Genomic DNA, 23416 nt, shown 5'->3' with positions numbered 1-23416 from the left:
AAAGATGTGTGAATCAGATTTAACAAACGAAAAATACAGGATTAAAGATTATGACGCAAATTAACCATGAAGCTATCCGCGCTACCGTAAAAGAACTTATCGACAGTAAAGAGACTTCCGGCGCAGCGCTTGCCCGTGAAACTGGCCTGTCGACAGCGGTCATTTCCACGTTCATGAACGGCAAATACAAAGGGGATAACGATGCGGTCGCTATCAGCCTGAACACCTGGCTTGAATCGCGTAATGCAACGCAGAACACCCTTCCGGTACGGCCTGACTACGTTGTGACGCCAACCTCCGAGAGCATCACTTCTGCGCTGACCTGGGCACAACTGACCCACACCATTGCGCTGATTTATGGCAATCCGGGCGTCGGTAAGTCCGAGGCACTGAAACAGTACACCCGTAACGGGAATAACGTCTGGCGCATCACGGCGAGCAAAAGCCGTACCAATGAACTGGAGACCATGTATGAGCTGGCGCTGGAAATGGGTATCTCTGACGCGCCTTATCAGCGTGGTGCCTTATCCCGTCTGTTGCGCCGACGCCTGCGTGACACCGGCGCGTTAATCATTATCGACGAGGCCGACTGGCTGAACTACGACGCCATTGAAGAACTGCGCATTCTCCAGGAGGAATGCAACATCGGGCTGGCCTTTACCGGCAACCATAAGGTTTATGACCGTCTGACTGGGGGAACGCGCAGTGTCGACTTTGCCCGTCTGTTTTCCCGCGTAGCGAAAAAAGTCGTTATCAACAACATCAAAGCCGGTGACGTCGACGCGTTCTGCGATGCGTGGCACGTACCCGGTAAAGACGAACGCCAGCTACTGAAAGCCATTGCTAAACGTCCTGGCGCACTGCGCTCGCTCTCCCACATCCTGCCGCTGGCGCATATCTATGCCAGTGGCAAGAACGAAACGATGAACACGGGTCACATCCACAGCGCGATGATCGAACTCGGCCACGCCGAAATCACCGAGGAATAACACCATGATTACCGAACGTATCGCAGAACATATCAGCATGGCAGAAGCGGCGCAGGCCTGGTTGCGTGCGCGGGGTAGTCGCGTGACTGACGTTCGGGTTTTCATGCGCCGTCCGTTGCTTGAAATTGCCTGCCCGCCCGCAGATCTGATTAAAAGCGCTGACCGTATTGTTGAACGTTGTGGCACTGGCACCCGCTCTGTATGGATTGCCAGCCTCGAAGGTTGCCGGATTATCTGGCGTTAACAGAAGGATTATTTAAATGGCGAAAATTACTTTTGAGTTCAAACGCGACTTTGCAAAGCGCGTTGAAAACGGCGTCATGGAAGGTATCACCACGGATATTCATGTTGAGTTTGAGGATGATAAAAGCACTCCTGCCGGGGCGCTTGTGGTGGTGATGTCCAACAATCGTGAGGAATTTGTCAATCTGGCGATGAATAAGCTAGTGGACGCTATACGGGCTATGGGGGACCACGCCGAAGGTAGCGTCTTTCAGCATTCCGGCGCTAAACATTAAGGGGGCTCTATGGCGAAAATTACCGCTTATGTATGGGCTTCCGGGCTGATTGAGTTTGGTCATCCGTTGCCGGATGGCGCATTACCCATTATTTCCGGCGAAGAGAATCGGGTCCGTGAGCTGATTGATATCTGGGCCCGTCATTCCCGCACCGGTGACCAGTTGCTGGTGCCGGGCGTACCCGAGGCACTCGGCCAGCGTGAAGGTTGCGATGCGCTGATGAAATTTACCGATCACATCACTCGCGAATATCTTGAAAAATAAGACTGAGGCTTTTTATGAATAGTGAAAATAACGTACCAGCCGGTTATCGAATTAACGCTCAGGGGCATTTAGTGCCTGAGTCGCAAATTAAACCGCTGGACACATTACGTGATGAAACAGTGATGAGCATCGTCACTGCGGCCCGCCAGCTGCGTCAGGCGATGGCAGAGTTCAAGGTTGCTTCCATGCAGCAGATTGGCGATTTTACGGACCTGTCGGCGGCGGAGTATGGCGTCGAGTTCGGTGGGACAAAGGGTAATGTCTCGCTGGTCAGCTTTGACGGATGCTACAAAATTCTTCGTGCCATTGGCGACCATCGCGTCTTTGATGAGCGCATCCAGGCGGCGAAAAAGCTGATTGATGACTGCATCAGTGAGTGGTCGGGTGGTGCGGATGAGAAAATCATCGCGCTGGTTGATCATGCCTTTCGCGTGAATAAGCAGGGGCGCATCGATATTAATCAGGTGCTCTCGTTGCGCCAGTTGAATATCGACGATGACAAATGGAATGAGGCAATGGACGCTGCTGCTGACGCTATTCAGGTCACCGGCACGAGCCAGTATTTGCGCATTTACGAACGCCAGACTGACGGGAGTTACCGACAAATATCACTGGATATGGCAAAGCTCTGACCCCTATTAACTGACCTTTTTCTTTTAATTACGGCGCGCGCGCCGGGGATTCGCTCGCGCTGAAACTGACGGAGACTGAATGATGAATACTCAAATTGAATTGCTTATTCAGCAGATTCGCACCGATATTGAACGCAGAAAAAACATGCCGAAATTTGGTGTCAGCCCTGATGCTTCAATGGTTCGCATTAACACGATTAACTCCACTCAGCGCAGCTTCACTGTCGAAACAATTGAACTGTTACTGGCTGAGCTGGACAAGATGCAACAGCGCTCCACCGCCATCAGCGATGTCATTGCCGAACGTCTGCGCCAGCAGTCCGTTAAAGGGTTTACTACACAGCAGGATGATACCTACATCGGTGGCGAACTGGCCGCAGCGGCCATCTGTTATATCGAGCCAATGGAAGCCGAATCCTACTGGCCTGCCGACTGGTTAGATGACAGTTTCAAACCATCATGTGATCGCCGTGACCTGGTGAAAGCATGTGCGCTTCTGATTGCTGAAATCGAGCGTATTGATCGCCAGCAGCAGGGAGAAACTGCATGAGTCGAAAGGGCGTGATTCAGCTTATCCATATCGCCAGGACGCAACTGGCACTGGATGATGCAACCTACCGCTCGATGCTGGACAGCGTTGTCCCCGGCAAAACCAGTTGCCGGGATATGACCGATAACGAGCTGGAAAAGGTAATCAAAGTACTGGAAGGCAAAGGCTTTAAACGTTCGCCCACGCGTGCTCCAGCACGTAGAGCAAAGCCAACCGACATCAGCAACAAAATCCGCATTGTCTGGCGATTTATGCTCAGTGACGGTTTTCTGGAGGATGGCAGCGACGTTGCTCTCGACCACTGGGTGCAGCGCATCACCAGTCAAAAGAATGGCGGCGAAGGCGTCGCCAGCCTTTCCTGGCTGCGCGGAGACATGGTTGTCTCCGTGCTTGAAAGCCTGAAACAGCGGCATCTGCGAGTGATGCGTGAATCTATGGCCGGGCGCGGCATTATGATGCCAGCTAACCCGGTCAATGGCCGTGAGCTACGCGATTATGATTCCGTTCGCGCAGCATTCCTTGCGACCCGTAAGCGAGGTACTCAATGAATAACAATGGCGAATTGTTTGATGATTTCCAGGACGACAGCATCCTTGATCATGTTGATGAACAGATGGAAAACTCTCGTTTCCCCTCATTGCTGGCTGAGCTAAATGCACTCTTGCGTCACGAACTGGAGCGCCTGGGGGCAGACCCGAAGCTATCCATTGAACTTGTGGCAGCGATTAGTGGCAAAATTGGCGGGATGCAGGTTTACTTTCCGCGCGGTCAGAGCCTGGAGTTCTTGATCCGCGATATGAAAATTTGGCGGGATTTCACTGGTCACAATGTTCCTGAGTTAGTGGAGCACTACCACGTCACTTACAAAACGGTGTATAAAGCGATCAAACGAATGCGTAGGATTGAGACTGCAAAAAAACAGCTTTCATTGAAAATGGAGTGATTTATGATTGGCGGGATTATTATAAATATGGTGATTGTCATTTGTTCTTTTTGGGTTTTTATCGATGCGACAAACCATAACATTGGAACGTATTCCGTCTACGAAAAGGGCTGTTGGCGCAAGAAGGGTTTTCCTCCCATTGTTTGGGGCGTTGGCTCGCTATTTTTGTTACCTTTTTTTATCTACATTTTCGATAGAAAAAAACTAATTGATACGGCCAATAATACTCCTGTCAAAACTGACAAGAGTTTAGGTTTCCTCCTTTTCTTCCTGATTACATCAGGTCTAATGATGTTTAATTTTAGTGACGTCTTGTTCTACTAGGACTTAAAAATTCAATGAAGCCGGTAAATCCGGCTTTTTTTTTGGTCGGCATACATTGAGAAAAGTTAATTGCTCACTTTTCTTGAGGTGCCGATATGTCCTCCACTGCATTCCCTCCCGTATTTGCTCACGCACTTTCATTCGTCCTCGTTCGTGAAGGTGGTTATGTCAATGACCCCACCGACAAAGGAGGCGAAACCAATCTCGGTATTTCAGACCTGCGTGATGGTCTGGCCGACGGCAAAACCGATGTTGATGGTGACGGTAAGCCTGACGTCAAAATTAAAGACCTGACCAAAGAACAGGCCGGATTGATTTACCAGCGCGACTACTGGCAGGCCGCAAAATGTGACCTCTGGCCCGATGGTATCTCCCTCTTCGTTTTCGATTCCGCCGTCCAGCATGGTGCAAAAAAAGCCATCCAGCTTTTGCAGGATGCGGTCGGCGTTACTTCTGATGGTGTCGCTGGCCCCAAAACCGTCAGTGCTGTCACTGGCGCGGATGCCGAATGGCTTCTGACTCGTTGCTTCCTTCGCCGTTCCCGCTACTACGCCGACATCATTAAGACGAATACCTCCCAGGGAAAATACCTCAATGGCTGGTTTAACCGCCTTGATGAGCTGGCGAACGCCTGTCAGGAGGTTGTCGGCGGTCAGTTCTCTGTCACCCGGAGCTGAACATGGGCAAAGGATGGGATGCGTCACTGAAACAGGGGCGGCGTGACCGCCTCCAGAAGGAGGTGCTCCACCGCATGGCCGGGGGGCCAAAACCCGAACCTACCGACTACACAGGCCATGACGGCACTCATGCCAGCTTTTATATGCGGGGGTGGTTGTCTGTCGATACACGCGACATCGTCTGGCAGTGCCAGCGATATAAGGAAAAACATAATGTTCAACATGATTAAGGCATACCTGCCGCCGTTGTTTCGTTCCGGCTGGACGCTGGTTGCCCTGATTGCGCTCTCGCTGCTGTTCTGTAGTCAGCACAGCCCGCATCTTTTTCTGGTCTGGTGGCTGGCCTTTGCGGGTGCGGTGCTCATCGCACTGAGTATGGTGCTTGGCGTCTTTTGCAGTCCGCGTGAAACCTGCCGTGAGCGGGTGCTCTACTGGTGTTCCTGGCCGGTTTTCGTGGGCGGTATTGTCTGCTTCGTTGCCACCAATTTATTCACCCCATCCGGGGCACTGTTGCTGATGTATGTCCTCGGCTCATTGTGTGGATACCTGTTCAGTAACTGGGCGAAACGTAAGGAGCTGTTCGCATGGATCCGATAACCCTTTCCACTGTCGCCTCCGTCCTGCTTAAAGCCGGGCCTTCTTTGCTGCGTACCGTGGGTGGCTGGTTCGGTGGTGATGCAGCGAAGACCGCAGACTCCGTCGCCGGTGTGGTTGAAAACGTGGGTAATGCGATCAACCCGGCAGACCAGCAGCGCGTCCTTGAGCAGAAGCTGGCGCAGCTCCCGCCCGAGCAGTTCGTTCAGCTTGAGTCCCTCAAGGTTCAGCTCGAACAGTTCCAGCTCGAGCGTGACAAAGCAAAGCTGGCTGACCAGCAGGCCGCGCACCATGAGCAGCAGGAAACTATCCGCAACGGCGATAACGCAACGGACGAATATGTCCGCCAGACCCGCCCGCTGATGGCCCGTCTTTCCCTCTACAGCTGCATTCTTTACGTGATGATCATGTCGGTGGGCCAGCAGGCCGGTGCGGTCGCCACGGCTTTTGGTCATGTGTTTGCGATGCCTGCGCCTGACTGGGATATCGGTCTGATGCTCGCGACACCGGCGTTGAGTTATCTCGGGTTCCGCACGCTCGATGGCTTCGCCCGTTACAGCAAATCCAGCAAACACAAGGTGCAGGTTCAATGAGTGATGAATTTGACCGCGCCAGTGACCTTGAAACCACCGACCGTGAACGGGTGTTAAACAACCATGTAAACCGGGTTAAAGAAGCACCCGAGCGTTACGGCTTCTGTAATGACTGCGGCATCGATATTCCGGCTGCACGGCTTGAGGCGCAGCCCGATGCGGTGACCTGCTTTACCTGCCAGCGCATCAGAGAACACAGGGGGCACCGTGGACTGGGAAGTCGTTAAAGGTAACTGGGCGATCATCTGGGCGCTGTTTATGTCAGGCGTCAACCTTATCCAGCTTTTGCTCGCCAAAACGTACGTCAAGCGTGAAGAGGTGGAGCTGGTGAGAAACCGGATTCAGACGCTGGAAAATACGATTGCCGGTCTGCCGAGCCAGAGTGACCTGCACAAACTCCAGCTCGCCATGAGTGACCTGCGCGGCGAGCTGCGTGAGCTGGCCCCGTCCATTCGTCAGGTTTCGCGTATCAGCGATCTGCTTCTTGAAAACGAACTCAAGGAAAACAAGAGGGTATGACAATGCGTGATTTACTCGACCAGGACCAGCGCCTGGTCATTCTTCGTTCTCTGCTCGACTGCGGTGACAGCGCTAACGAGTCTATTTTGCAGGAATGCCTGCAAGCCTACGGCCACCGCGTTTCCCGTGATGCCGTGCGGACGCATCTGTCCTGGCTGGCTGAGCAGGGACTGGTGCGTGTGACTGACGTCAGCGGGTGCTTTGTTGCCGAAATCACGGGGCGCGGCGATGACGTTGCCAGCGGTCTGGCGTCCGTTCCGGGCGTCAAAAAACCACGGGCACGGTGATGAATATGGATAAAACAAAATTGCCAGAAATGATGGCGACCTGCCGTGAACAGGCCGGTCATCTTCGGCGTCTGGCCGTGCTGGCGAAACAGTGTGAGTCAGGCGAAATCGGTATGTCTTCGACGGCTCTGGTTCATGCAGCCGTGGTGATCGAGTCCTTGTGCAATGCCGGTGAAAAGGCACTGGAAGGAATTGCCCGACTTGACCGTTCGGAGACGCAGCTTATTCAGGAACGTGACGACGCCGAAGATGCGCTGAGTGATATGTATGACGCAGTGATGGGCAGGAAACCTGAGTGGAGCAACATGTTCAGCTTTTCCGATGCCATTGAAGAGGTGGCAACGCGGATTCATCAACTGGAGGGTGCCGGTTATGCCAAAGAAACTGAAACCACTCACTAAGGGCGAGCGCAATATCATCAGCCTTATCGCCGCCGTGATGGTATGTGCCGAGGTCGAAGCAAAGGCTGTTGCGCCTTCTCTCGCGAAAGAGACCGGCAAACCGTATGACTTTAAATCGCCGACGTCGTACCTGAATGTTTTTCTCAACAAAAACCCTGAATACAAACGGGTGCATAACTTGCTGTTGAAAGATTCAGCCAGTCACCGGAAGGACTTCCTTGAGCAGTGCCGGAGGGAGAATGGCAAGTGAACAGCGCCCGACCCGTGGACGTCCGTCAAAAATTGACCTGTTACCGGATTCCATCCGCGATCAGCTCCATCAGATGCTGCGTGAGAAACGACACACGCAGGAAGAGATCCGCGAAGCCATCAATGAACTGATTGACGGCCATGACCTGCCCGAAGATATGCAACTCAGCCGTACAGGCCTGAACCGCTACGCCAGCCGCATGGAAGAGTTCGGCGCAAAGATTCGGGCGTCCCGCGAGATGGCTGAAATCTGGGCGGCAAAGCTGGGCTCTGCACCGACGTCTGACGTCGGCAAGCTGTTGCTGGAGTTCGTAAAAACGCTGGCCTTTGAGACCAGTATGTCCCTGGCTGAAAAGGACAAGACCGTCGAACCGAAGGCGCTGGGACAACTGGCGCTGGTCGCGCAGCGGCTGGAAGCAGCGGCGATGACCTCCCACAAACGTGAACAAGAAATCCGCAAAGCCTTTGCTGAGGAAGCAGCCGAAACAGCGGAGAAAATCACCAAACAGGCAGGACTGTCGGCAGAGACGGCTGCGGATATTCGTCGCCAGATTCTGGGGATCGCGTAATGACGACAATGCCCCCACTCAATTCGCTCACCAGTCAGTCTGCGGCGGCTATTCTGGCGGGGGAGTTTGATGCCGATCAGGTGCTGCTGCCGTATCAGAAACGATGGATAGCAGATAAGTCTCAGTTGAAACTGGCTGAGAAGTCGCGCCGTACCGGCCTCACCTGGGCCGAAGCTGCTGATGCAGCGCTTAACGGTTCGATGTCTGCCAGCGCCGGTGGTTGCGATACGTTCTACGTCGGCACCACCAAAGACATGGCGCGTGAGTTTATCGACGCGTGCGCCATGTGGGCGAAAGCCTATGACTGGGCGGCATCGGATATCGGCGAAGAGGTCCTGGCCGATGAGGATAAGGACATCCTCGTCTATGTGATCCAGTTCGCCAGCGGCTTCAAAATTAAAGCGCTGTCCTCTAACCCCTCAAACCTGCGTGGTATGCAGGGTAATGTCATTATTGATGAGGCGGCGTTTCAGAATGACCTTGCAGCCTGCCTGAAAGCGGCGCTTGCGCTGACAATGTGGGGCTCAAATGTGCGCCTCATCTCCACGCACAACGGCATTGAAAACCTGTTTAATACCCTCATCACCGACAGTCGCGCCGGGAAAAAACGTTATTCCGTTCATCGTATTGATATCGAAACGGCCATCAACGAGGGGCTCTATCGTCGTATCTGCCAGGTCACCAAAAAGGTGTGGTCTCCCGAGGCAGAGGCTGAGTGGCTGGATAACCTCTTACGTGACACGGCCACGCAGGAAGATGCCCGTGAGGAATATTATTGCGAGCCCAAGAACGGCGGCGGTGCGTATATTGCCCGTTCGTTACGCGAACGAGCTGCTACCGGTACTGGCCCGGTGCTGCGCTTTACCGGTACGGCAGAATTTAATGCGCTTTCGGAAGGCCTGCGGCGTCTGGATATGCAGGAGTGGCTGGAGTCCGTTGTCCGGCCAGAACTGGAGAAGTTGCCGCAGAACCTTCGGCATTGTCTCGGGGAAGACTTTGCCCGTAACGGTGACCTCACTGTCTTTGCGCCGGTCACCGTTAATGATGACACCACCCGCACGGTTCCTTTCCTCGTTGAGATGAGCAACGTCCCGTTCAAGCAGCAGGAACAGGCGCTGTTTTATATCTGCGATCGTCTTCCCAGACGCGACGGTATCAAGCTCGATGCCCGAGGTAATGGTCAGTATCTGGCTGAACAGGCTGCCGAACGCTACGGTGAGGAAGTCGAACAGGTCCAGCTTTCCGTACCGTACTATCGCGAGAACATGCCACGGTTCAGGGCGGCATTTGAAGACGGCGAGCTGATTACACCGAAGCATGAAGACATCATTACCGACCTCGGGGCCATCCAGATTTATCGGGGTGTGCCGGGTATAGACGATTCCCGTACTGTCGGCACCGACGGTCGCAAGCGCCACGGGGATGCCGCTATTGCGATCTTCCTCGGTTATCTCGCCAGCCGTGAAGACAATCGCCGTTACGAACTTCACAAAATCAACAAACCCGCCGACCCAAAAGAGCGTGACGAACGTCGCCAGCTTCGCCTGACTCGCGGTCTTAAAAATCAAAGAGGGCTGCTCTGATGCTCAAACAAATCAGCGGCGTAATGCGCCGCCTGTTCAGCTCGACTACCGGTGAAACCGTCACCGTAAACGATAACGAACTTAATGAACCCCGCGCCCGTGGCCGTGCCATGAGTATCCGCAGTCCGTCGGCAGGTATCAGTGTGGCCTCTACGCTGACACCCGGCAGGCTGGCTGCCGTTCTTCGTGGTGCAGCGGACGGGAATCCCCGCGATTACTTTATCCTTGCAGAAGAAATGGAGGAGCGAGACCTCCATTATTCATCGGTGCTGCGTACCCGTAAGCTGACCGTCGCCGGTATTGCGCCCACGGTCGAGGCGGCCAGCGATGATGAGCGTGATGTCATGCTGGCAGATGTGATTCGCGATCTCATCGAACAACCCCAGATACCTGAGCTGCTCTTTGATCTGCTCGATGGTCTGGGTAAAGGCGTGGGTGTCTGCGAAATCCTCTGGAATACGCGAAACAGCCAGTGGAAACCGCGCGATTATGAATGGGTTGATCCTCGCTTCCTCAGGCCCGATAAAGAGACGCTGCGGGAGTTTCGTCTTATCACGGATGAGCAGCCCATCGACGGTGTTCCGTTATCGGCAGGTAAGTTTATTGTCCATCAGCCACGCCTTAAATCCGGTCTGCCGCTGCGCAACGGGCTTGCTCGACTCGTGGCGGTGATGTACATGCTCAAATCGTTCACCGTGCGTGACTGGTGGGCGTTTGCAGAGAAGTTCGGTATTCCCGTGGTCGTCGGTAAATACGGCAGCAACGCCACTCCTGAGCAGATTAATACGCTCATCGACGCCATTGCCTCCATTGCATCCGATGCGGGCTGCGCCATTCCCGAGAGCATGAAACTCGATATGCAGGAAACGGCCAGTCGCAACAACGGCGGTGTACTTTTTAAAGAGATGGCGACGTGGTGCGACGAGCAGACCAGTAAAGCAGTGCTGGGCCAGACCATGACGACCGACAACGGCAGCTCGCGCAGTCAGGCAGACGTCCATAATCAGGTCCGTATGGACATTGCCCGCTGGGATGCCATGCAGCTCGGGAACACGCTGAATGAGTTCCTGGTGCGACCGTACATTGATATGAACTACGGCCCGCAGGAAGCCTATCCGCGTGTGATGATTCGTATCACTGAGCCGGAAGACCTCAAAGCCTTCGTGGAAGCGTTGACGCCGCTGATTGATCGTGGTCTTCGCGTCCAGGAGTCGGAGGTTCGTGACCGCTTCGGGCTGGCCGAACCCGACAGCGGCGCGGTCATCCTGTACCCGGAAGCCACACAACCCGCCATGACGTTGCCTGCGCTTAACCGTGAGCAGCTTGCGCTTAACCGCAGCCAGACCGATGAGATTGATGCGATGGTGGCCGATGCGCTGGGCGGCTGGGAAAAAGTGGGCCCGGCCTTCACCAGTCCGGTGCTGGAGCTGGCGCAAAGCGTCGACAGCTTTGAAGAGTTTCTGGCTCAGTTGCCTGAGTTGCAGAAGACCCTTGAACCTGATGCGTTCGTCGAGCAGCTGGCGATGCTCAGTTTCGAAGCCCGTGCGCTGGGAGATGTGAAAGATGCCTGATGCCGCCATTACCAAAGAACAGTGGGAAACCATCAAAGCTGAGCTGCAAAGCCCTTTCTGCTATGTCAGATTCCGCTATCAGGACACGGTGATTACGGTGACGCGTGAGCGACAGAGCGAGAGCCGCACCTGTCTGATGGTGTATTTCGACGGCAGGTGCAATCTCGGCTGGGGGAACTCGCGTTGTGATAACTACAACCCTCTTACTGAGCATTTCTGGTTTACGAAGACGCAGCGTCTTCACAGCGCCAGGCAAGTTGCTGAGACGGAGAAAGCCCTGGGCAAACGCTATGCGAAAAAGCATATGCCATCGCTGTATCAATCATTCAGCTACCGAACGCCGGTGTTTGCCAGCTCCACCACGCTGATACGCCAGTTCCGAAAAGCGCCAGGACTGATGCTGGTAACCGACGAAAAAGAGGTGCTGCATGGCTGAGCCCGACATCATCCCTAAAGAAGCGCTGGACTGGCTGAAAGCCAAAAAACTGTCTCCGGGTTTTGATTACCGTGACGTCTGGCGTGATGAGCACAGTATCGGGTTTACCGTTGCCAAAATGACAAACCTCGATCTCCTTTCAGATGTTAAGTCTCTGGTTGAAGAGGCGCTGGCTGAGGGGCAGTCGTTCGCTCAGTTCCGTGAAGTGCTTAAGCCTCTTCTGGTCAAACGCGGGTGGTGGGGCCAGCAGGAGATGAACGATCCCCTCACAAAAGAATCCCGCGTCGTGCAACTGGGCAGCGACCGTCGCATCCGAACCATCTATGAAACCAATATGCGCACCGCCCGCAGCGCCGGTCAGTGGGAGCGTATCGAACGTACCCGCCGCGCCATGCCGTATCTGCTTTATACGCTGGGTCCATCCCGCGAGCACCGGGCGGAGCATCTGCAATGGGCTGACCTCTGCCTGCCGGTGGATGATCCGTTCTGGCAGACACATATCGGCCCCAACGGCTGGGGCTGTAAATGCGGCGTTCGTCAGGTCAGCAAGTACGAATACGAGCAAATGCAGAAGAACGGCGTCACCCGCAACGTGCAGCAGCTCGATGACAACGGGTTACCCACCGGGCAGGTGACGCGGGAAACGGTTCCCCTGCGAACCACTGCGCCAGAAGTTAAACGGGTGAAGTGGGTGAACAAGCGAACGGGGGAAGAAGAGATGGTGCCGGAAGGCATTGATCCGGGCTGGGACTATAATCCCGGCATGGCGCGTAAGGCTGAACTGGAGCAACAGCTCAGCCAGAAGCAAGCTGCGTTTGACAGTGGCAACTGAACGAAGCGGTAACGGTCCTTAATCACGTCCTATGGCGTCATCGGATATGATGATACGATGACGCCGTAAAAAATTGTTAAACGCGCCAGCGCGGTTTTAAATGTGTTTTAAACGGGGTTTGCCGCTGCATATAAAAGGAAAGCGGTAAATTCACCTTTCCTTTGCCCCTCCCGCACACTGTCCGTCAGTAATCTGTAACGACGGACAACATCATGAAATCCAATCTCCCGGAGCTTCTTGCGCTCTGTTTTGAACTGCCTGAGCTGGTCGACGACGCATTGCCTGAATGGCTGCCGATGATTCCGGGCGGTGCATTCACCGGGCGTGATGGCCGTTCATGGGTGAATGATAACCCTGCTGCGGTGATGTCCGCGTCTTTCAAGTACCCGAAGCTCCCGTTTGATATCGAACATGCCACCGAAATCAAAGGTCCGAAAGGCGAAGAGGCTCCGGCCTACGCATGGATTGATGCGTTGCGCATCAATGATGATGGCGGTATCGATGCGCACGTCGTCTGGACGCCGGACGGTGAATCCCTCATTCGTGGCAAAAAATATATCTACTACAGCCCGGCCTTTTTCAACAACGCCGCCGGTCAGGTCACACGCCTGTCCAGCGTCGGCCTGACCAACAAACCCAACCTGTATTTACCCGCACTTAATTCGGAGAACAACGAGATGACCGTACCTGTCCAGATTGTGACGGTGCTGGGGCTCGCTTCGACTGCGTCTGTCGATGACGCGGTGGCAGCCATCCAGCAAATCAAGACCAGCGAAAGTGTCGCACTCAACCGCGCCCAGAATCCCGACCTGACGAAGTTTATTCCGGTCGAGACGCATCAGCTGGCGCTGAACCGCGCTGAAACGGCTGAGAACAAACTGAAAGCGCTGGATGATAAAACCGCCGAAAGCCTGGTTAATGCCGCCGTGGCCGCAGGGAAAGTGGCCCCGGCGAATCGCGATATGTATCTGGCTCTTTGCCGCAGTGAAGAAGGTCGTCAGCAGTTTACTGAGTTCGTTAAAACTGCACCGGCACTGGTCAATGGCGACCCGTCCAAAGGCAAAGAGAACAAAGACAACACCAAACTCAGCGATGACGAACTGGCGATGTGCCGCGCTATGGGTATCACCGAAGCCGAGTTCCTCGCTGCTAAACCTGCTCAGGAGTAACCGCAATGCCTGCACCGTCATCCGAAATTTTACATTCTCTCACGACTGCGCTCAGTGCCGCCTTTACCCGTGGTCTGGCCGGGGTCAAACCGCAGTACCTGCGTATTGCGACCGAAGTCCCGAGCAGCTCAGCATCCAACACGTACGGCTGGCTCTCTGACCTGCCGTCGATTAAGGAGTGGATCAGCGACCGCCAGTTTGCCCAGCTCGACCAGTATGGTTACACCATCACTAACAAGACCTGGGAAAACTCCATTAAGGTCAAACGTGAAAACATTGAAGATGATCAGATTGGTCAGTACAGCATCATCGCCCAGTCGTTCGGTCAGCAGGTGTCTGAGTTCCCGGACACGCTGAGCTTCCCGTTGCTGACCGCTGGTTTCACAACCGCGTGCTTTGACGGTCAGAACTTCTTTGATACCGACCACCCGATGGCCGGGGGAACGTACAGCAATATCGTCGGTGACATTGCCACCGACACCGGTGAACCCTGGTTCCTGATTGATGAAACTCAGGTATTAAAACCGATCCTGTATCAGAATCGCCGCCCGTTCGATTTCCATGCACTGGACGATCTGAACAGTGAGCACACCGTGAAGAACAACGAATTCCTTTATGGCGTTGATGGTCGTTGCAACGTGGGCTTCGGCTTCTGGCAGACGGCGTGTGGTTCACGCGCTCCGCTGACGATGGCGAACTACGAAAAAGCGGTGAAAGTCCTTCAGGGCATGAAACGTGCCTCCGGTACGCCTCTCGGTATCAACCCGACGACGCTGGTTGTAGGCCCGAATAATCGTGCAGCGGCAAAACGCATTATCGACGCCATGCTGGTCGATGGCGGTGATTCCAACATCTATTACAAGGATGTCGACATCGTAAACAGCCCGTTCATTACCACCCCTGCGTAAACAATTCAGTCTCCGTTAATCCGGCTGCGGCGGTGTTTAAACCCGCCGTAACCTTCCTTTAAAGAGGATGGAACAGTGAGTGGAACGAAAACAAAAGCACCGGGTAAGCAAAACGTTAAAGACGGCGCTGGCCCGATTTCAGCGACGCAAGTGGCATCGTCTGATGGCGCAGACGGCAAAAAACCTGAACTGTCAGTCACACTGCCGGGGTATCACATTGCACTGGGTTCAGTACCCGTCAGCGTGATGTCAGAAAATACCGATGCCGTCACCGTGCCGGATGTGGCTGCTGCGGCTCTGCTTCCGGCAACGGATGATGTTGAAGCACTGGAGGTTCGTGCCGTTTCAGAGCGTGGTTTCTGGCGCTGCGGTCGCTTCTGGTCACGACAGCCAGTCAATGTCTTTGCGTCCGATGATCCAGCGGATGATAACGCGGCCAACAATGCGCACCTGGGCATTCAGGCGGACTGTTTTATCAGCCACGAAGACGCCGCACGGTTGAAGGCCGAGCCCCAACTGGTTGTAAAAGTCCTGGAAACTAAGGTGGAGCAAGGCTGATGGGCATTTACGTAACCCGCGATGAGTTGCTGGCCGTCGACGGTTCGCTGGTCTGGAACATGGCGATCAACAAGGCGACCGGCGAACTGGATGAGGCAAAGATTGAGACGGCAATTAGTGATGCAGATGAGGAAATTAACTCCTTTCTCTCAAAGCGTTATCAGTTGCCGCTCAGCCTTGACATTATCCCCCGTCCGCTTCACCGGGTTGCGGTATCCATCGCGCTTTACTGGCTGTCCGAGCGTGACAGCCAGATTACCGAGCTGATTCAGAAGCGCTACGACGATGCACTGCGCACCCTGAAAGAGATAGCCAATGGCACCCGTGACCTCGGCCTGACCGGTACAACTCCGGCCCCGGAAAACGATAACGGCAAAATCATTGTCGTGTCGGATAACGAGCGGCTCTTCACCCGTAACAAGCTGCGCGGGGTGTTGTGATGGGTATCTCCGTCGAGGTAATGGGGGCCCAAAAGCTGGCACAACTGCGGCTGGCCGTAGAAAAACTGTCAGACAGAACGCTCCAGCAGGAACTGCTTGAATCCATTGGTGCAGTCGTCGAATCCCAGACCCGCCGTCGTATCAGCGATGAGAAGACCTCCCCGGCAGGTGAGAAATGGCAGGACTGGTCTGACGGTTATCGCCAGACCCGCAACGGCAACCAGAGTTTGTTGCAGGCTGGCGGCGGTCTCCTCGACAGCATTCAGTACATCGTCGAGCGTGGCCGCGTTCGTGTGGGGTCACCGCTCAGTTACAGTGGCGTACATCAGGACGGCTTTTCCGGCAACGTTTCCATCGGGGCGCACAAACGCCTTATCAGCCAGGCGTTCGGGCGGGCGCTTCGTCATCCGGTCTGGCAGTCCGTGGGAGCGCATACCCGTGCGATGAACATGCCCCGGCGTGAATATCTCGGCCTTTCATCTGATAACAGCCAGGAGCTGATGCACGTCATCGGTGATTTCTGGAAAGAGGTGCTTCCATGAGTGAACGTCCCGAACTGCTGACGATGGGTAGCACCGTGGCCGCCGCTGAAAACGTGGTGGCCTGGCTTAAAAAATCCCCCTCCGACGATGAGCCTGACAAAGGTCTTGAGGGTGACAACCCTGACCAGGTCAAAGTCATCGAGCGTCATATCGGCCAGTTCAATACGCCTGCCGAAGTCAAAACGTATCTGTCAGATCGCGATGGCTGCGTGCGCGTTGCGGCGCTTCGGGTACGGAACATCCGTTACAGCGGCGGGCTGGTTGGCGATATTACCTGGGCGGCTTACGTTATGGCGACTGATTCGTGGGGTTACGCACGCGATACGCGCTGCGAAATCCTTGTAGGCAAACTGGTGCGCCGTATCGCCGCAAAAGATGCAGCCAGCGGTATGAAGGCCGAGCGTGCTGCGGATGCCATTAGCGCCGACAACATTTACTCAGGCGGGCTGAATGACCTGGGCCTGACAATGTGGGCGGTGACATGGGAACAGCAGTTTCGTCTCGATGAAAGTATTGATCTCTCCACACTTCCTGATTTTCTCCGCCTCGGTGCCACCTTCTCGCACAACGGCGGCGCGTCGGAGATTAAGGACGTCATTAACATCCGGGAGCCAAACCCATGATGAAACAAATTAAACCTGCCCGCGAAGGCGTCCAGGTTCGTAAAGCTGACGGCACCCATCTGAATGCTGCCGGTGAAACGTTAGCAATGAGCGCCTGGTGGCATCGTCGTGAAGCCGAAGGCGATGTGATCGTGAGCGATATCCCCGGTGAAACGGTGACCTCAACTGCACCGGCCCGCACGGTAAAGGAGAAATAACATGTCTTTAGGCACTATCCCTGATGATATCCGCGTCCCGCTGGTGTACATCGAGATCGACAATTCTCAGGCACTCGACAGCGCACCGGCGCAGTCGCGAAAAATTATTGTGATCGGCCAGCAACTGGCGACCGGCACCGCGACCGCACTAACGCAGTACCGAATCACCAGCGACGGTTCGGCTGAGCAGTTATTCGGCAAAGGCTCCATGCTGGCCGAAATGCTGAAAACCCTGCGCAAAGCCAACAGCTATACCGAAGTGTGGGCGACAGGTCTTGCAGAGCTTGCTGCGGGCACGGCGGCCAACGCTGAGCTGGCGGTTCTTGGTACGGCGACCGCTGCGGGCACGCTGGCGTTGCTGGTCAACGGGGTCTCGGTTCAGGTCGGTGTGGCCGCAGCGGCCACCGAGGCTACCATTGCCGCTGATATTGTTGCGGCGATCAATGCGTTGCCGGGCACTCAGGTGGTTGCTGGTATTAAGGCTACCACCACCGCGACGGTTGAGCTGACCACGAACTGGAAAGGCATCACCGGCAATGATATGGACGTCCGTCTCAACTATTACACGGGCGAGCAGACCCCTGCGGGTGTGGCCGTGACCATTACCGGTTTTGCCGGTGGTACAGGAACGCCGGATATTTCGGCGGTTGTCGCGTCGCTGGGTGATGACTGGTACACCGATATCATTTTTCCCTATAACGACACCCAGAGTCTCAACACCATCCGTGACGAACTGGTGACCCGCTGGGGCCCGCTCAAGATGATGGAGGCACAGCTCTGGACGGCATTTCGCGGCACCCATGCGGCGAGCGGTACGTTCGGTAATACCCGTAATGACTGGCTGATTTCCTGCATGGGGACAAATATTGCGCCCCAGCCATCATGGCAGTGGGCGGCTTCCTATGGCGGTGTGGCCGCGTACTATCTGGCGAATGACCCGGCGCGACCGCTCCAGACTCTGGTGATGACCGGCATCCTGCCACCGGCCAAAGGTGTGCGCTGGGATATGACTGAGCGCAACCTGCTATTGCATGACGGCATTGCCACCCATTATGTCGATGCCAGCAGCAACGTCTGTATCGAGCGTGAAATCACCATGTATCGCGTTAACCAGTACGGTGATGCTGATACGTCTTACCTCGATGTGCAGTCACCGGCCACGTTGGGCCGTATCCGCTACATCATCAAAAACCGTTTCACCACCCGCTACCCGCGTCACAAGCTGGCGGGTGATGACGTGCTGGATTTGCTCGACCCCGGCCAGGCAGTGATGACGCCGAAGATTGCCCGCGCTGAACTGCTGGACATTGCGCTGACCGAACTGGTGCCAGCGGGTCTGGTGGAAGACTTCGACGATTACAAAGACACGCTGGACGTCACTATCGACAGCAGCGATGCCAACCGCCTGAACTTCATTGCGCATCCTAACCTGGTCAATCAGTTGCGCGTTCTGGCTGGCCTCATCCAGTTCAAACTCTAAGGGGAAAATCATGTCAGTTCTGGGTCAAGCGTCGATTCGTATCAACGGTCGCGAAATCAAAACCGAAGGCAAGTCCACCCTTAATCCGGGGGGCGTGTCCCGCACGGCTCACATGGGTGGCGGTAAGGTCTGGGGCCTGTCCGGGAAGATGGCCGGGCCTTCCATCTCCCTGACCATCGCCGCAGCGGAAGACATGGACGTTGTCGAAATTAGCGGCTGGGAAGGCGTCACCGTCATGTTCGAAGGCGATAACGGCCTGAGCTATATGATGACCGGCGCGGCCACCGAAGGTCCGGCCACGCTGGAGGAGGACGGCGGCACCATCTCTGCAACCTTTATTGGCACCAAACTGGTGAAGGTGTAAGACATGGCGCAGACCATTATTCAACTTAAGCATGGTTATGTGACGGGGAAAGGGACAGCTGATGAGACCCGTCACACAGAGGTCACGCTGCGCGAGCTGGACTCGCGTGATGTGGTGGAGTCACAGCTTGCCGCCGAACGCGTGGTGATTGGTGATAACGGTAAGGCCGTGGCGTACTGCTCCGAGGTGCTGATGGGGCTTGAGCTATTACGCCGGCAGATTTTAAAGGTGGGTGAAATCCCCGGCCCGCTGTCCCAGAAGCAGCTCTACAGCTTCCACCCCGAAGACCTGGAATTGTTGTCCAGCAAGGCCAGTAGCCTGGACGATATGCTCGCGGGGACGACGTCACGGGGGCGAACTGATGCCGCTGGCGACGGCAGTCAATAGTCTTATCGTCAACCTTTCGCAGCGCTTCGATGCGCAGTACCTCCAGCAGTTGCCCTTGCGGCAGCTGCTTCGCCTCACTGAGCAACTGAGGAAGCAACATGGCCGACCGCCTCACCACTGAAATCCTGATTAACCTGGCCGGGAACCTGACGGCCAAAGCCCGCCAGTACGGTGCCAATATGTCGGAGTTCGCCCGCACCAATGAGCGGGCCATGTCCGTTGTCAGGGCGTCGACGGCGGCAGCGGGTCGCGGGCTGGATGCTCTCGGCAATCGCTATACGGGGATGATTGCGGGTTTTGCGGGTGGTGCCATGCTGAGAGAGTTTGCTCAGACTGACCGTCGTATCACGCGTATGGGCCTCGCGGCCGAGAAAACCCGGTCAGAAATGTCGCAGATGTTCAACGGTATGCAGGATGCGGCAATCAAGTTCAGGGTTGATGATAGCGAGGTTATTGGCGCCGTCGAAAAAATAGGCACAGTAACCGGTGATATCGACTTTGGTTTCAAAAATAAAGATAACCTTGCTGCTTCAATCGCAGCATCCGGTGGTTCCGGAGAGTCTATCGGTGGGCTGTTCGCGCAGTTCCCTAAATATCAGGTGACGTCAGAAAAGCAAACCCTGGAAGCGATGGACACCCTCAACAAGCTGGGTAAAGAAGGTGCTTTCGAATTAAAAGATATTGCAGAGAAAGGTGTCAGAGCACTGTCGATGTATTCTGCTGCCGGTGGTAAAGGCGTTGCAGGAATCAAGGACGTGGGCGTCGCGCTTGAGTCAGCGATCAGCGCTACCGGTGACAGGGACACAGCGGCAACTGCAGTTGAAAACCTTATTCGTGATTTACAAGCGCCAAAAGTAGTCAAGGAGCTTGGACGTAATGGTATTGACGTCTTTGGTAAAGATGGGCGGATGCGTGCTCTGCCTAAGTTAATGGAGGAAATTGCCAAACGGTCAGGCAATAAAGGTGCCAAAGAACAAAATAAACGTCTTGTAGAAGCAGGTTTTAATCAGGACAGTATCCTGCTTCTGAGCAGCGTAACGTCTGGAAAAGGGGCTGATGACCTACGTCGGTATAACGGGATTGTTGCAGACGGTTCAGGAATCTTGGCTGATGCGAAATATGCAGCCCAGGACTTCACCTCTGCGATGTCCAGCCTGAATGTGACCTGGACGAAGTTTACCAACAATAATCTTGCTAAACCCGTTCAGGAATTAGCTGACGCATTAAATTCAGTGGATCAGGAGACCGTTCAGAACTGGCTTGAAGTCGGCAAAAATATTGCCATCGCGACGGGGGGCATTATCGCTGCCCGTAAAGTCTTTCAGGTCGGTAAAGGTGCATGGGATTTATTCGGCGGTGGCAAATCAAAAGGTATTCCTAAAGGTGTGGCTGATGTTTTTGGCTCCGGCGTGATGCCCGTATATGTCGTTAATATGGGGGCCGGTGGCTTTGGCAGCGGACCGGATGTTATTCCAACTGGTGCGCCACAAGGGAGCTGGTTTACTCGCGCATTACCCTTTCTGAAAACTGCCGCAATGGGGGCGACAATACCATTTCTTGATGCATCCCCCAATCTGAGTGATGAACAAAAAGCGGAGATGGTGCAATGGGCGAAGGACCGCGCTAACGGACCTTCCGTCTGGTCTCAGATTGCTGATTTCTTTACTTCTGCAAGTAGTGACCCGCAAGTTGTCGACCCTAGACCGTGGGCATCTTCTCAACAGTCACCACAATATCCTTTTGTCCCGCAGCAGCTGCGTGGCGAGATTCGCGTGGTGGTGGAAGGCGATGCCCGAGTGAAAAGCGTCTCAACTAACCAGCCGGGCGTGACCCTGAGCGCCTCTGCTGGCAAAACCAGTGTGGGGCAAAACTGATGGCGAACAATTACTGGGCGTCCCTGCGCGAGGCATCCTTTCGTAACGCGCCGTTTTACCTGGTCGATGATGAGGGGGTCAGTGGTCGTCGTGCTATCCCCCGCGCGTATCCCAAGAAAGAAACCGGCTGGACGGAAGATAACGGCGCAATACTCACCCAGCAGCAGATTAACGCCAAGCTGGTCGGCGATGATTTTCAGAGCGCATTAGACGCCCTTTTAAACGCGCTTAATCAGCCAGGTCCAGGCGAGCTTGTACACCCGTGGTATGGCATCCAGAAAGTCCAGATTGGCCGCGTCACGCACCGCCTGTCGACCGAAGAAGGCGGCGTTGCCTACGTCAGCTTTGAGGTATTCGAAGCGGGCGAACGGCTCTATCCGGTATCTAAGGAAAACACCAGTCTCACCACGCTGTCGGCAGCGGATAAGGTCAAAGCGGCGCTGGAGGATGGCGACTATTTTGCAGCCCTCGACGGCCTTGGCGATATGGTGGACACATGGCTCGGGGATATGGAGTCGCTGGTCGCAAACCTGCCGACAATCCCGACCGCCATCACTGACTGGATTGACCGGGCCAGCCGTTTCAAAGACCTTGCCAGCGTCATCATCGCTAAACCCGGCGAGCTGGCCCGGCAGGTTCTCAGTCTGACCAGTACAGTGCGCGATATCGTCAGCGAATCGCCCTGGGCGCTCCGGGTCTATGACCAGCTCCGCAACCAGTGGGCGAATGACCGTGCAGAGAAAGCGGCCACCCGAACCCGTGATTCAGACATGGTGGTCACCCCCTCATCGCCGGAGGCCGGGGTCTTTGGTGTGGCGACCAGCGTTCCCGCATCCACCATCGCCATCACCGATGAGATGCAGGCCAACATTGATGATTTTCGCCAACTGGTGACGCTGGCCGCGCTGGTTGCGCAGGCCGAAGCGATAGCGACCACCGAATTTGAAACCAGTGCTGACGCTCTCGATGCCGGAGACCGCCTTGCTGGCTGGTTGTCTGATGCTGCGATCAGCGCAGTTGAGGCCGGGCGGCGTGAGTTGTGGCGCACGCTTCGTGATCTGCGTTTTGCGGTGGTCAACGACGTCCGCGTTCGTGGTGCTCAGTTGCCTGACCTTCGCCAGCTCGTCCCCACGGAAACCTCGACAGTGGCCCTTCTGGCCTGGCGTGAAACCGGTGATACCGAAAACCGGGACGCCATCGTACTGCGTAACCGTCTGCGTGATCCGTCCTTCATCCTGCCGTCATCCACCATTGAGGTTATCGAATAATGGAGAGCGTCACTCTGACCGTCGACGGTCAGGCCTGGGAAGGCTGGACCGATATGTCGTTTACCCGGTCGCTGGAAGCGATTGCCGGTGAGTTTGATCTCACGGTGACAACGCAGTGGTCTGAGGCAGCGCCGCGCGTCATCAAAGAGGGGCTGGCCTGCACCATCAGCATCGGCAGCGAAACGATTCTGACAGGCTACATCGACGATTTTATCCCGTCCTATGATGCCGAGAACGTCAGTATTCGTGTGATGGGCCGTGACAAGACCGGTGACCTTGTGGACAGCTCCGTCGTCCATAAGTCCGGGCAGTGGAAAGGCGTGAAGCTGGAAGCGCTGGCCGCAGAGATTGCACAGCCCTATGGCATCACCGTCGTTAATGAAACAGATACCGGCGAGGCGTTCGGCAGCGTTGTGCTTGAACAGGGTGAGACCGGCTTCGAGCTGCTGGAGCGCCTGGCGAAACAACGTGGCGTTCTGCTGACCTCGGACGCGCAGGGGCGACTGGTTATTACCCGCGCCTCGACGCAGCGGGTCAGTGTGGCACTGGTGCTGGGTGAGAACATCCTCGCGGCGCGTGGCCGTTTCAGCTGGCGTGAGCGGGCCAGTGAATACATCGTCAAAGGTTCGGCCAGTGCCGGAGGTGCGACGTGGGGGGCTCAGCCAGTTCAGGCCGTTGGTGGACGAGCCGCCACAGTGACGGACCCGACCATCACCCGCTACCGCCCGAAGATACTCGTCAACGAGGACAACCTGACCGTTGGTGGCGCATCCATCCGGGGCGACTGGTATAAATCCAGGATGCTGGGCGAGGCCAATACCAGCGAAGTCACGGTAGCGGGCTGGCGCGAGAATGGTGATACCGGCGCGTTGTGGCAGACCAACCGGCTGGCAGAGATTCGGGACCCGATTCAGAACCTCGACACCACCTGGCTCATCAAGAGCGTCACTTTTACCGAGGGTGACGGCGGTCGCATTACCGTGCTGGCACTTGTGCCGCCTGAATCCCTTGACCTGCCGGAGACAAAAGCGAAATCCAAGGGTAAGAAAAAAGCGGTGGCAACATGGAATTGAGA

At 55.4% G+C, this 23416-nt stretch carries 36 protein-coding genes; all 36 read left to right on the top strand.

The features are described 5' to 3' along the window. The first annotated feature begins 50 nt into the window (after window positions 1-50). Window positions 51-989, top strand: a complete 939-nt coding sequence (locus tag H7R56_RS01250) for an AAA family ATPase (protein ID WP_182928490.1) — start codon at window positions 51-53, stop codon at window positions 987-989. Between the two features lie 4 nt (window positions 990-993). Then, window positions 994-1233: a hypothetical protein gene (locus H7R56_RS01245; RefSeq protein ID WP_182928489.1), complete on the top strand. Its 240-nt coding sequence runs from the start codon at window positions 994-996 to the stop codon at window positions 1231-1233. Window positions 1234-1249: 16 nt separating this feature from the next. Next, window positions 1250-1507: a hypothetical protein gene (locus tag H7R56_RS01240; protein ID WP_182928488.1), complete on the top strand. Its 258-nt coding sequence runs from the start codon at window positions 1250-1252 to the stop codon at window positions 1505-1507. A 9-nt stretch (window positions 1508-1516) separates the two neighbouring features. After that, entirely contained in the window at window positions 1517-1771 is a 255-nt protein-coding gene (locus H7R56_RS01235) for a host nuclease inhibitor protein (protein WP_182928487.1), read from the top strand. Between the two features lie 14 nt (window positions 1772-1785). Continuing rightward, window positions 1786-2403: a DUF3164 family protein gene (locus H7R56_RS01230; RefSeq protein ID WP_182928486.1), complete on the top strand. Its 618-nt coding sequence runs from the start codon at window positions 1786-1788 to the stop codon at window positions 2401-2403. Window positions 2404-2482: 79 nt separating this feature from the next. After that, window positions 2483-2953, top strand: coding sequence for a hypothetical protein (locus H7R56_RS01225; protein WP_227674725.1), 471 nt, complete (start codon window positions 2483-2485; stop codon window positions 2951-2953). After that, window positions 2950-3501: a gp16 family protein gene (locus tag H7R56_RS01220; RefSeq protein WP_182928485.1), complete on the top strand. Its 552-nt coding sequence runs from the start codon at window positions 2950-2952 to the stop codon at window positions 3499-3501. Before H7R56_RS01225 ends, H7R56_RS01220 begins: the two co-directional genes overlap by 4 nt. Further along, window positions 3498-3896, top strand: coding sequence for a Mor transcription activator family protein (locus H7R56_RS01215; protein WP_182928484.1), 399 nt, complete (start codon window positions 3498-3500; stop codon window positions 3894-3896). Before H7R56_RS01220 ends, H7R56_RS01215 begins: the two co-directional genes overlap by 4 nt. A gap of 3 nt (window positions 3897-3899) precedes the next feature. Continuing rightward, a complete protein-coding gene (locus H7R56_RS01210) occupies window positions 3900-4220 on the top strand; it encodes a hypothetical protein (RefSeq protein WP_182928483.1) in 321 nt (106 codons plus the stop codon). Window positions 4221-4315: 95 nt separating this feature from the next. Continuing rightward, entirely contained in the window at window positions 4316-4897 is a 582-nt protein-coding gene (locus tag H7R56_RS01205) for a glycoside hydrolase family 108 protein (RefSeq protein WP_182928482.1), read from the top strand. 2 nt (window positions 4898-4899) lie between these two features. Next, window positions 4900-5127: a hypothetical protein gene (locus H7R56_RS01200; protein ID WP_182928481.1), complete on the top strand. Its 228-nt coding sequence runs from the start codon at window positions 4900-4902 to the stop codon at window positions 5125-5127. Next, window positions 5111-5494 carry a hypothetical protein gene (locus tag H7R56_RS01195; protein ID WP_182928480.1) on the top strand — a complete coding sequence of 128 codons (384 nt, stop codon included), beginning with the start codon at window positions 5111-5113 and terminating at the stop codon, window positions 5492-5494. Before H7R56_RS01200 ends, H7R56_RS01195 begins: the two co-directional genes overlap by 17 nt. Next, window positions 5482-6084 (top strand): hypothetical protein, encoded by a 603-nt coding sequence (locus H7R56_RS01190; RefSeq protein WP_182928479.1) that lies wholly within the window; start codon window positions 5482-5484, stop codon window positions 6082-6084. The genes H7R56_RS01195 and H7R56_RS01190 overlap by 13 nt, the downstream gene beginning before the upstream one ends. Further along, window positions 6081-6311, top strand: coding sequence for a TraR/DksA family transcriptional regulator (locus tag H7R56_RS01185; RefSeq protein ID WP_182928478.1), 231 nt, complete (start codon window positions 6081-6083; stop codon window positions 6309-6311). Before H7R56_RS01190 ends, H7R56_RS01185 begins: the two co-directional genes overlap by 4 nt. After that, complete coding sequence (locus tag H7R56_RS01180; protein ID WP_182928477.1) at window positions 6292-6603, top strand: DUF2730 domain-containing protein; 312 nt, start codon at window positions 6292-6294, stop codon at window positions 6601-6603. Before H7R56_RS01185 ends, H7R56_RS01180 begins: the two co-directional genes overlap by 20 nt. A 2-nt stretch (window positions 6604-6605) precedes the next feature. After that, window positions 6606-6890 carry a VpaChn25_0724 family phage protein gene (locus tag H7R56_RS01175; RefSeq protein WP_182928670.1) on the top strand — a complete coding sequence of 95 codons (285 nt, stop codon included), beginning with the start codon at window positions 6606-6608 and terminating at the stop codon, window positions 6888-6890. 5 nt (window positions 6891-6895) lie between these two features. Continuing rightward, window positions 6896-7291 (top strand): hypothetical protein, encoded by a 396-nt coding sequence (locus H7R56_RS01170; RefSeq protein ID WP_182928476.1) that lies wholly within the window; start codon window positions 6896-6898, stop codon window positions 7289-7291. Next, window positions 7263-7541: a hypothetical protein gene (locus H7R56_RS01165; RefSeq protein ID WP_182928475.1), complete on the top strand. Its 279-nt coding sequence runs from the start codon at window positions 7263-7265 to the stop codon at window positions 7539-7541. The genes H7R56_RS01170 and H7R56_RS01165 overlap by 29 nt, the downstream gene beginning before the upstream one ends. Further along, entirely contained in the window at window positions 7531-8109 is a 579-nt protein-coding gene (locus tag H7R56_RS01160) for a DUF3486 family protein (protein WP_182928474.1), read from the top strand. The genes H7R56_RS01165 and H7R56_RS01160 overlap by 11 nt, the downstream gene beginning before the upstream one ends. Window positions 8110-8117: 8 nt before the next feature. Continuing rightward, window positions 8118-9692 carry a terminase large subunit domain-containing protein gene (locus H7R56_RS01155; RefSeq protein WP_413782717.1) on the top strand — a complete coding sequence of 525 codons (1575 nt, stop codon included), beginning with the start codon at window positions 8118-8120 and terminating at the stop codon, window positions 9690-9692. Next, complete coding sequence (locus H7R56_RS01150) at window positions 9692-11263, top strand: DUF935 domain-containing protein (RefSeq protein ID WP_182928472.1); 1572 nt, start codon at window positions 9692-9694, stop codon at window positions 11261-11263. The genes H7R56_RS01155 and H7R56_RS01150 overlap by 1 nt, the downstream gene beginning before the upstream one ends. Beyond that, entirely contained in the window at window positions 11256-11699 is a 444-nt protein-coding gene (locus H7R56_RS01145) for a hypothetical protein (protein WP_182928471.1), read from the top strand. Before H7R56_RS01150 ends, H7R56_RS01145 begins: the two co-directional genes overlap by 8 nt. Then, on the top strand, window positions 11692-12531 hold the full coding sequence (locus H7R56_RS01140) for a phage head morphogenesis protein (RefSeq protein WP_182928470.1): 840 nt from the start codon (window positions 11692-11694) through the stop codon (window positions 12529-12531). Before H7R56_RS01145 ends, H7R56_RS01140 begins: the two co-directional genes overlap by 8 nt. Before the next feature lie 212 nt (window positions 12532-12743). Next, complete coding sequence (locus H7R56_RS01135) at window positions 12744-13700, top strand: phage protease (RefSeq protein WP_182928469.1); 957 nt, start codon at window positions 12744-12746, stop codon at window positions 13698-13700. Between the two features lie 5 nt (window positions 13701-13705). After that, window positions 13706-14608: a Mu-like prophage major head subunit gpT family protein gene (locus H7R56_RS01130; protein ID WP_182928468.1), complete on the top strand. Its 903-nt coding sequence runs from the start codon at window positions 13706-13708 to the stop codon at window positions 14606-14608. A gap of 75 nt (window positions 14609-14683) precedes the next feature. Beyond that, on the top strand, window positions 14684-15166 hold the full coding sequence (locus H7R56_RS01125) for a hypothetical protein (RefSeq protein WP_182928467.1): 483 nt from the start codon (window positions 14684-14686) through the stop codon (window positions 15164-15166). Next, window positions 15166-15606, top strand: a complete 441-nt coding sequence (locus H7R56_RS01120) for a gp436 family protein (protein ID WP_182928466.1) — start codon at window positions 15166-15168, stop codon at window positions 15604-15606. Before H7R56_RS01125 ends, H7R56_RS01120 begins: the two co-directional genes overlap by 1 nt. Beyond that, window positions 15606-16148, top strand: a complete 543-nt coding sequence (locus H7R56_RS01115; RefSeq protein ID WP_182928465.1) for a phage virion morphogenesis protein — start codon at window positions 15606-15608, stop codon at window positions 16146-16148. Before H7R56_RS01120 ends, H7R56_RS01115 begins: the two co-directional genes overlap by 1 nt. Further along, entirely contained in the window at window positions 16145-16771 is a 627-nt protein-coding gene (locus H7R56_RS01110; protein WP_182928464.1) for a hypothetical protein, read from the top strand. Before H7R56_RS01115 ends, H7R56_RS01110 begins: the two co-directional genes overlap by 4 nt. Next, window positions 16768-16968, top strand: a complete 201-nt coding sequence (locus H7R56_RS01105) for a DUF2635 domain-containing protein (RefSeq protein ID WP_182928463.1) — start codon at window positions 16768-16770, stop codon at window positions 16966-16968. The genes H7R56_RS01110 and H7R56_RS01105 overlap by 4 nt, the downstream gene beginning before the upstream one ends. A gap of 1 nt (window position 16969) precedes the next feature. Continuing rightward, window positions 16970-18448, top strand: coding sequence for a phage tail sheath subtilisin-like domain-containing protein (locus tag H7R56_RS01100; protein WP_182928462.1), 1479 nt, complete (start codon window positions 16970-16972; stop codon window positions 18446-18448). 10 nt (window positions 18449-18458) lie between these two features. After that, window positions 18459-18812, top strand: a complete 354-nt coding sequence (locus H7R56_RS01095) for a phage tail tube protein (protein WP_182928461.1) — start codon at window positions 18459-18461, stop codon at window positions 18810-18812. A gap of 3 nt (window positions 18813-18815) precedes the next feature. Beyond that, window positions 18816-19199: a phage tail assembly protein gene (locus H7R56_RS01090; RefSeq protein WP_182928460.1), complete on the top strand. Its 384-nt coding sequence runs from the start codon at window positions 18816-18818 to the stop codon at window positions 19197-19199. Window positions 19200-19297: 98 nt separating this feature from the next. After that, window positions 19298-21073 (top strand): phage tail tape measure protein, encoded by a 1776-nt coding sequence (locus H7R56_RS01085; RefSeq protein WP_182928459.1) that lies wholly within the window; start codon window positions 19298-19300, stop codon window positions 21071-21073. Then, entirely contained in the window at window positions 21073-22341 is a 1269-nt protein-coding gene (locus H7R56_RS01080) for a DNA circularization protein (RefSeq protein ID WP_182928458.1), read from the top strand. Before H7R56_RS01085 ends, H7R56_RS01080 begins: the two co-directional genes overlap by 1 nt. Then, window positions 22341-23414, top strand: coding sequence for a phage baseplate assembly protein (locus H7R56_RS01075; protein ID WP_182928457.1), 1074 nt, complete (start codon window positions 22341-22343; stop codon window positions 23412-23414). The genes H7R56_RS01080 and H7R56_RS01075 overlap by 1 nt, the downstream gene beginning before the upstream one ends. Window positions 23415-23416 lie beyond the last annotated feature (2 nt).

The organism is Klebsiella sp. WP3-W18-ESBL-02 (assembly GCF_014168815.1).
GTDB classification, from domain to species: domain Bacteria; phylum Pseudomonadota; class Gammaproteobacteria; order Enterobacterales; family Enterobacteriaceae; genus Kluyvera; species Kluyvera ascorbata_B.
This window is presented reverse-complemented; position numbering and strand designations above follow the sequence as displayed.

Coding starts and splice junctions, on each gene's coding strand:
- H7R56_RS01200 (WP_182928481.1), top strand. CDS start 4,900: ATGGGCAAAGGATGGGATGCGTCACTGAAACAGGGGCGGCGTGACCGC.
- H7R56_RS01160 (WP_182928474.1), top strand. CDS start 7,531: ATGGCAAGTGAACAGCGCCCGACCCGTGGACGTCCGTCAAAAATTGAC.
- H7R56_RS01130 (WP_182928468.1), top strand. CDS start 13,706: ATGCCTGCACCGTCATCCGAAATTTTACATTCTCTCACGACTGCGCTC.
- H7R56_RS01195 (WP_182928480.1), top strand. CDS start 5,111: ATGTTCAACATGATTAAGGCATACCTGCCGCCGTTGTTTCGTTCCGGC.
- H7R56_RS01210 (WP_182928483.1), top strand. CDS start 3,900: ATGATTGGCGGGATTATTATAAATATGGTGATTGTCATTTGTTCTTTT.
- H7R56_RS01085 (WP_182928459.1), top strand. CDS start 19,298: ATGGCCGACCGCCTCACCACTGAAATCCTGATTAACCTGGCCGGGAAC.
- H7R56_RS01185 (WP_182928478.1), top strand. CDS start 6,081: ATGAGTGATGAATTTGACCGCGCCAGTGACCTTGAAACCACCGACCGT.
- H7R56_RS01245 (WP_182928489.1), top strand. CDS start 994: ATGATTACCGAACGTATCGCAGAACATATCAGCATGGCAGAAGCGGCG.
- H7R56_RS01100 (WP_182928462.1), top strand. CDS start 16,970: ATGTCTTTAGGCACTATCCCTGATGATATCCGCGTCCCGCTGGTGTAC.
- H7R56_RS01140 (WP_182928470.1), top strand. CDS start 11,692: ATGGCTGAGCCCGACATCATCCCTAAAGAAGCGCTGGACTGGCTGAAA.
- H7R56_RS01175 (WP_182928670.1), top strand. CDS start 6,606: ATGCGTGATTTACTCGACCAGGACCAGCGCCTGGTCATTCTTCGTTCT.
- H7R56_RS01080 (WP_182928458.1), top strand. CDS start 21,073: ATGGCGAACAATTACTGGGCGTCCCTGCGCGAGGCATCCTTTCGTAAC.
- H7R56_RS01135 (WP_182928469.1), top strand. CDS start 12,744: ATGAAATCCAATCTCCCGGAGCTTCTTGCGCTCTGTTTTGAACTGCCT.
- H7R56_RS01235 (WP_182928487.1), top strand. CDS start 1,517: ATGGCGAAAATTACCGCTTATGTATGGGCTTCCGGGCTGATTGAGTTT.
- H7R56_RS01250 (WP_182928490.1), top strand. CDS start 51: ATGACGCAAATTAACCATGAAGCTATCCGCGCTACCGTAAAAGAACTT.
- H7R56_RS01220 (WP_182928485.1), top strand. CDS start 2,950: ATGAGTCGAAAGGGCGTGATTCAGCTTATCCATATCGCCAGGACGCAA.
- H7R56_RS01145 (WP_182928471.1), top strand. CDS start 11,256: ATGCCTGATGCCGCCATTACCAAAGAACAGTGGGAAACCATCAAAGCT.
- H7R56_RS01190 (WP_182928479.1), top strand. CDS start 5,482: ATGGATCCGATAACCCTTTCCACTGTCGCCTCCGTCCTGCTTAAAGCC.
- H7R56_RS01170 (WP_182928476.1), top strand. CDS start 6,896: ATGGATAAAACAAAATTGCCAGAAATGATGGCGACCTGCCGTGAACAG.
- H7R56_RS01225 (WP_227674725.1), top strand. CDS start 2,483: ATGATGAATACTCAAATTGAATTGCTTATTCAGCAGATTCGCACCGAT.
- H7R56_RS01075 (WP_182928457.1), top strand. CDS start 22,341: ATGGAGAGCGTCACTCTGACCGTCGACGGTCAGGCCTGGGAAGGCTGG.
- H7R56_RS01165 (WP_182928475.1), top strand. CDS start 7,263: ATGCCAAAGAAACTGAAACCACTCACTAAGGGCGAGCGCAATATCATC.
- H7R56_RS01205 (WP_182928482.1), top strand. CDS start 4,316: ATGTCCTCCACTGCATTCCCTCCCGTATTTGCTCACGCACTTTCATTC.
- H7R56_RS01215 (WP_182928484.1), top strand. CDS start 3,498: ATGAATAACAATGGCGAATTGTTTGATGATTTCCAGGACGACAGCATC.
- H7R56_RS01120 (WP_182928466.1), top strand. CDS start 15,166: ATGGGCATTTACGTAACCCGCGATGAGTTGCTGGCCGTCGACGGTTCG.
- H7R56_RS01105 (WP_182928463.1), top strand. CDS start 16,768: ATGATGAAACAAATTAAACCTGCCCGCGAAGGCGTCCAGGTTCGTAAA.
- H7R56_RS01115 (WP_182928465.1), top strand. CDS start 15,606: ATGGGTATCTCCGTCGAGGTAATGGGGGCCCAAAAGCTGGCACAACTG.
- H7R56_RS01095 (WP_182928461.1), top strand. CDS start 18,459: ATGTCAGTTCTGGGTCAAGCGTCGATTCGTATCAACGGTCGCGAAATC.
- H7R56_RS01240 (WP_182928488.1), top strand. CDS start 1,250: ATGGCGAAAATTACTTTTGAGTTCAAACGCGACTTTGCAAAGCGCGTT.
- H7R56_RS01230 (WP_182928486.1), top strand. CDS start 1,786: ATGAATAGTGAAAATAACGTACCAGCCGGTTATCGAATTAACGCTCAG.
- H7R56_RS01150 (WP_182928472.1), top strand. CDS start 9,692: ATGCTCAAACAAATCAGCGGCGTAATGCGCCGCCTGTTCAGCTCGACT.
- H7R56_RS01110 (WP_182928464.1), top strand. CDS start 16,145: ATGAGTGAACGTCCCGAACTGCTGACGATGGGTAGCACCGTGGCCGCC.
- H7R56_RS01090 (WP_182928460.1), top strand. CDS start 18,816: ATGGCGCAGACCATTATTCAACTTAAGCATGGTTATGTGACGGGGAAA.
- H7R56_RS01155 (WP_413782717.1), top strand. CDS start 8,118: ATGCCCCCACTCAATTCGCTCACCAGTCAGTCTGCGGCGGCTATTCTG.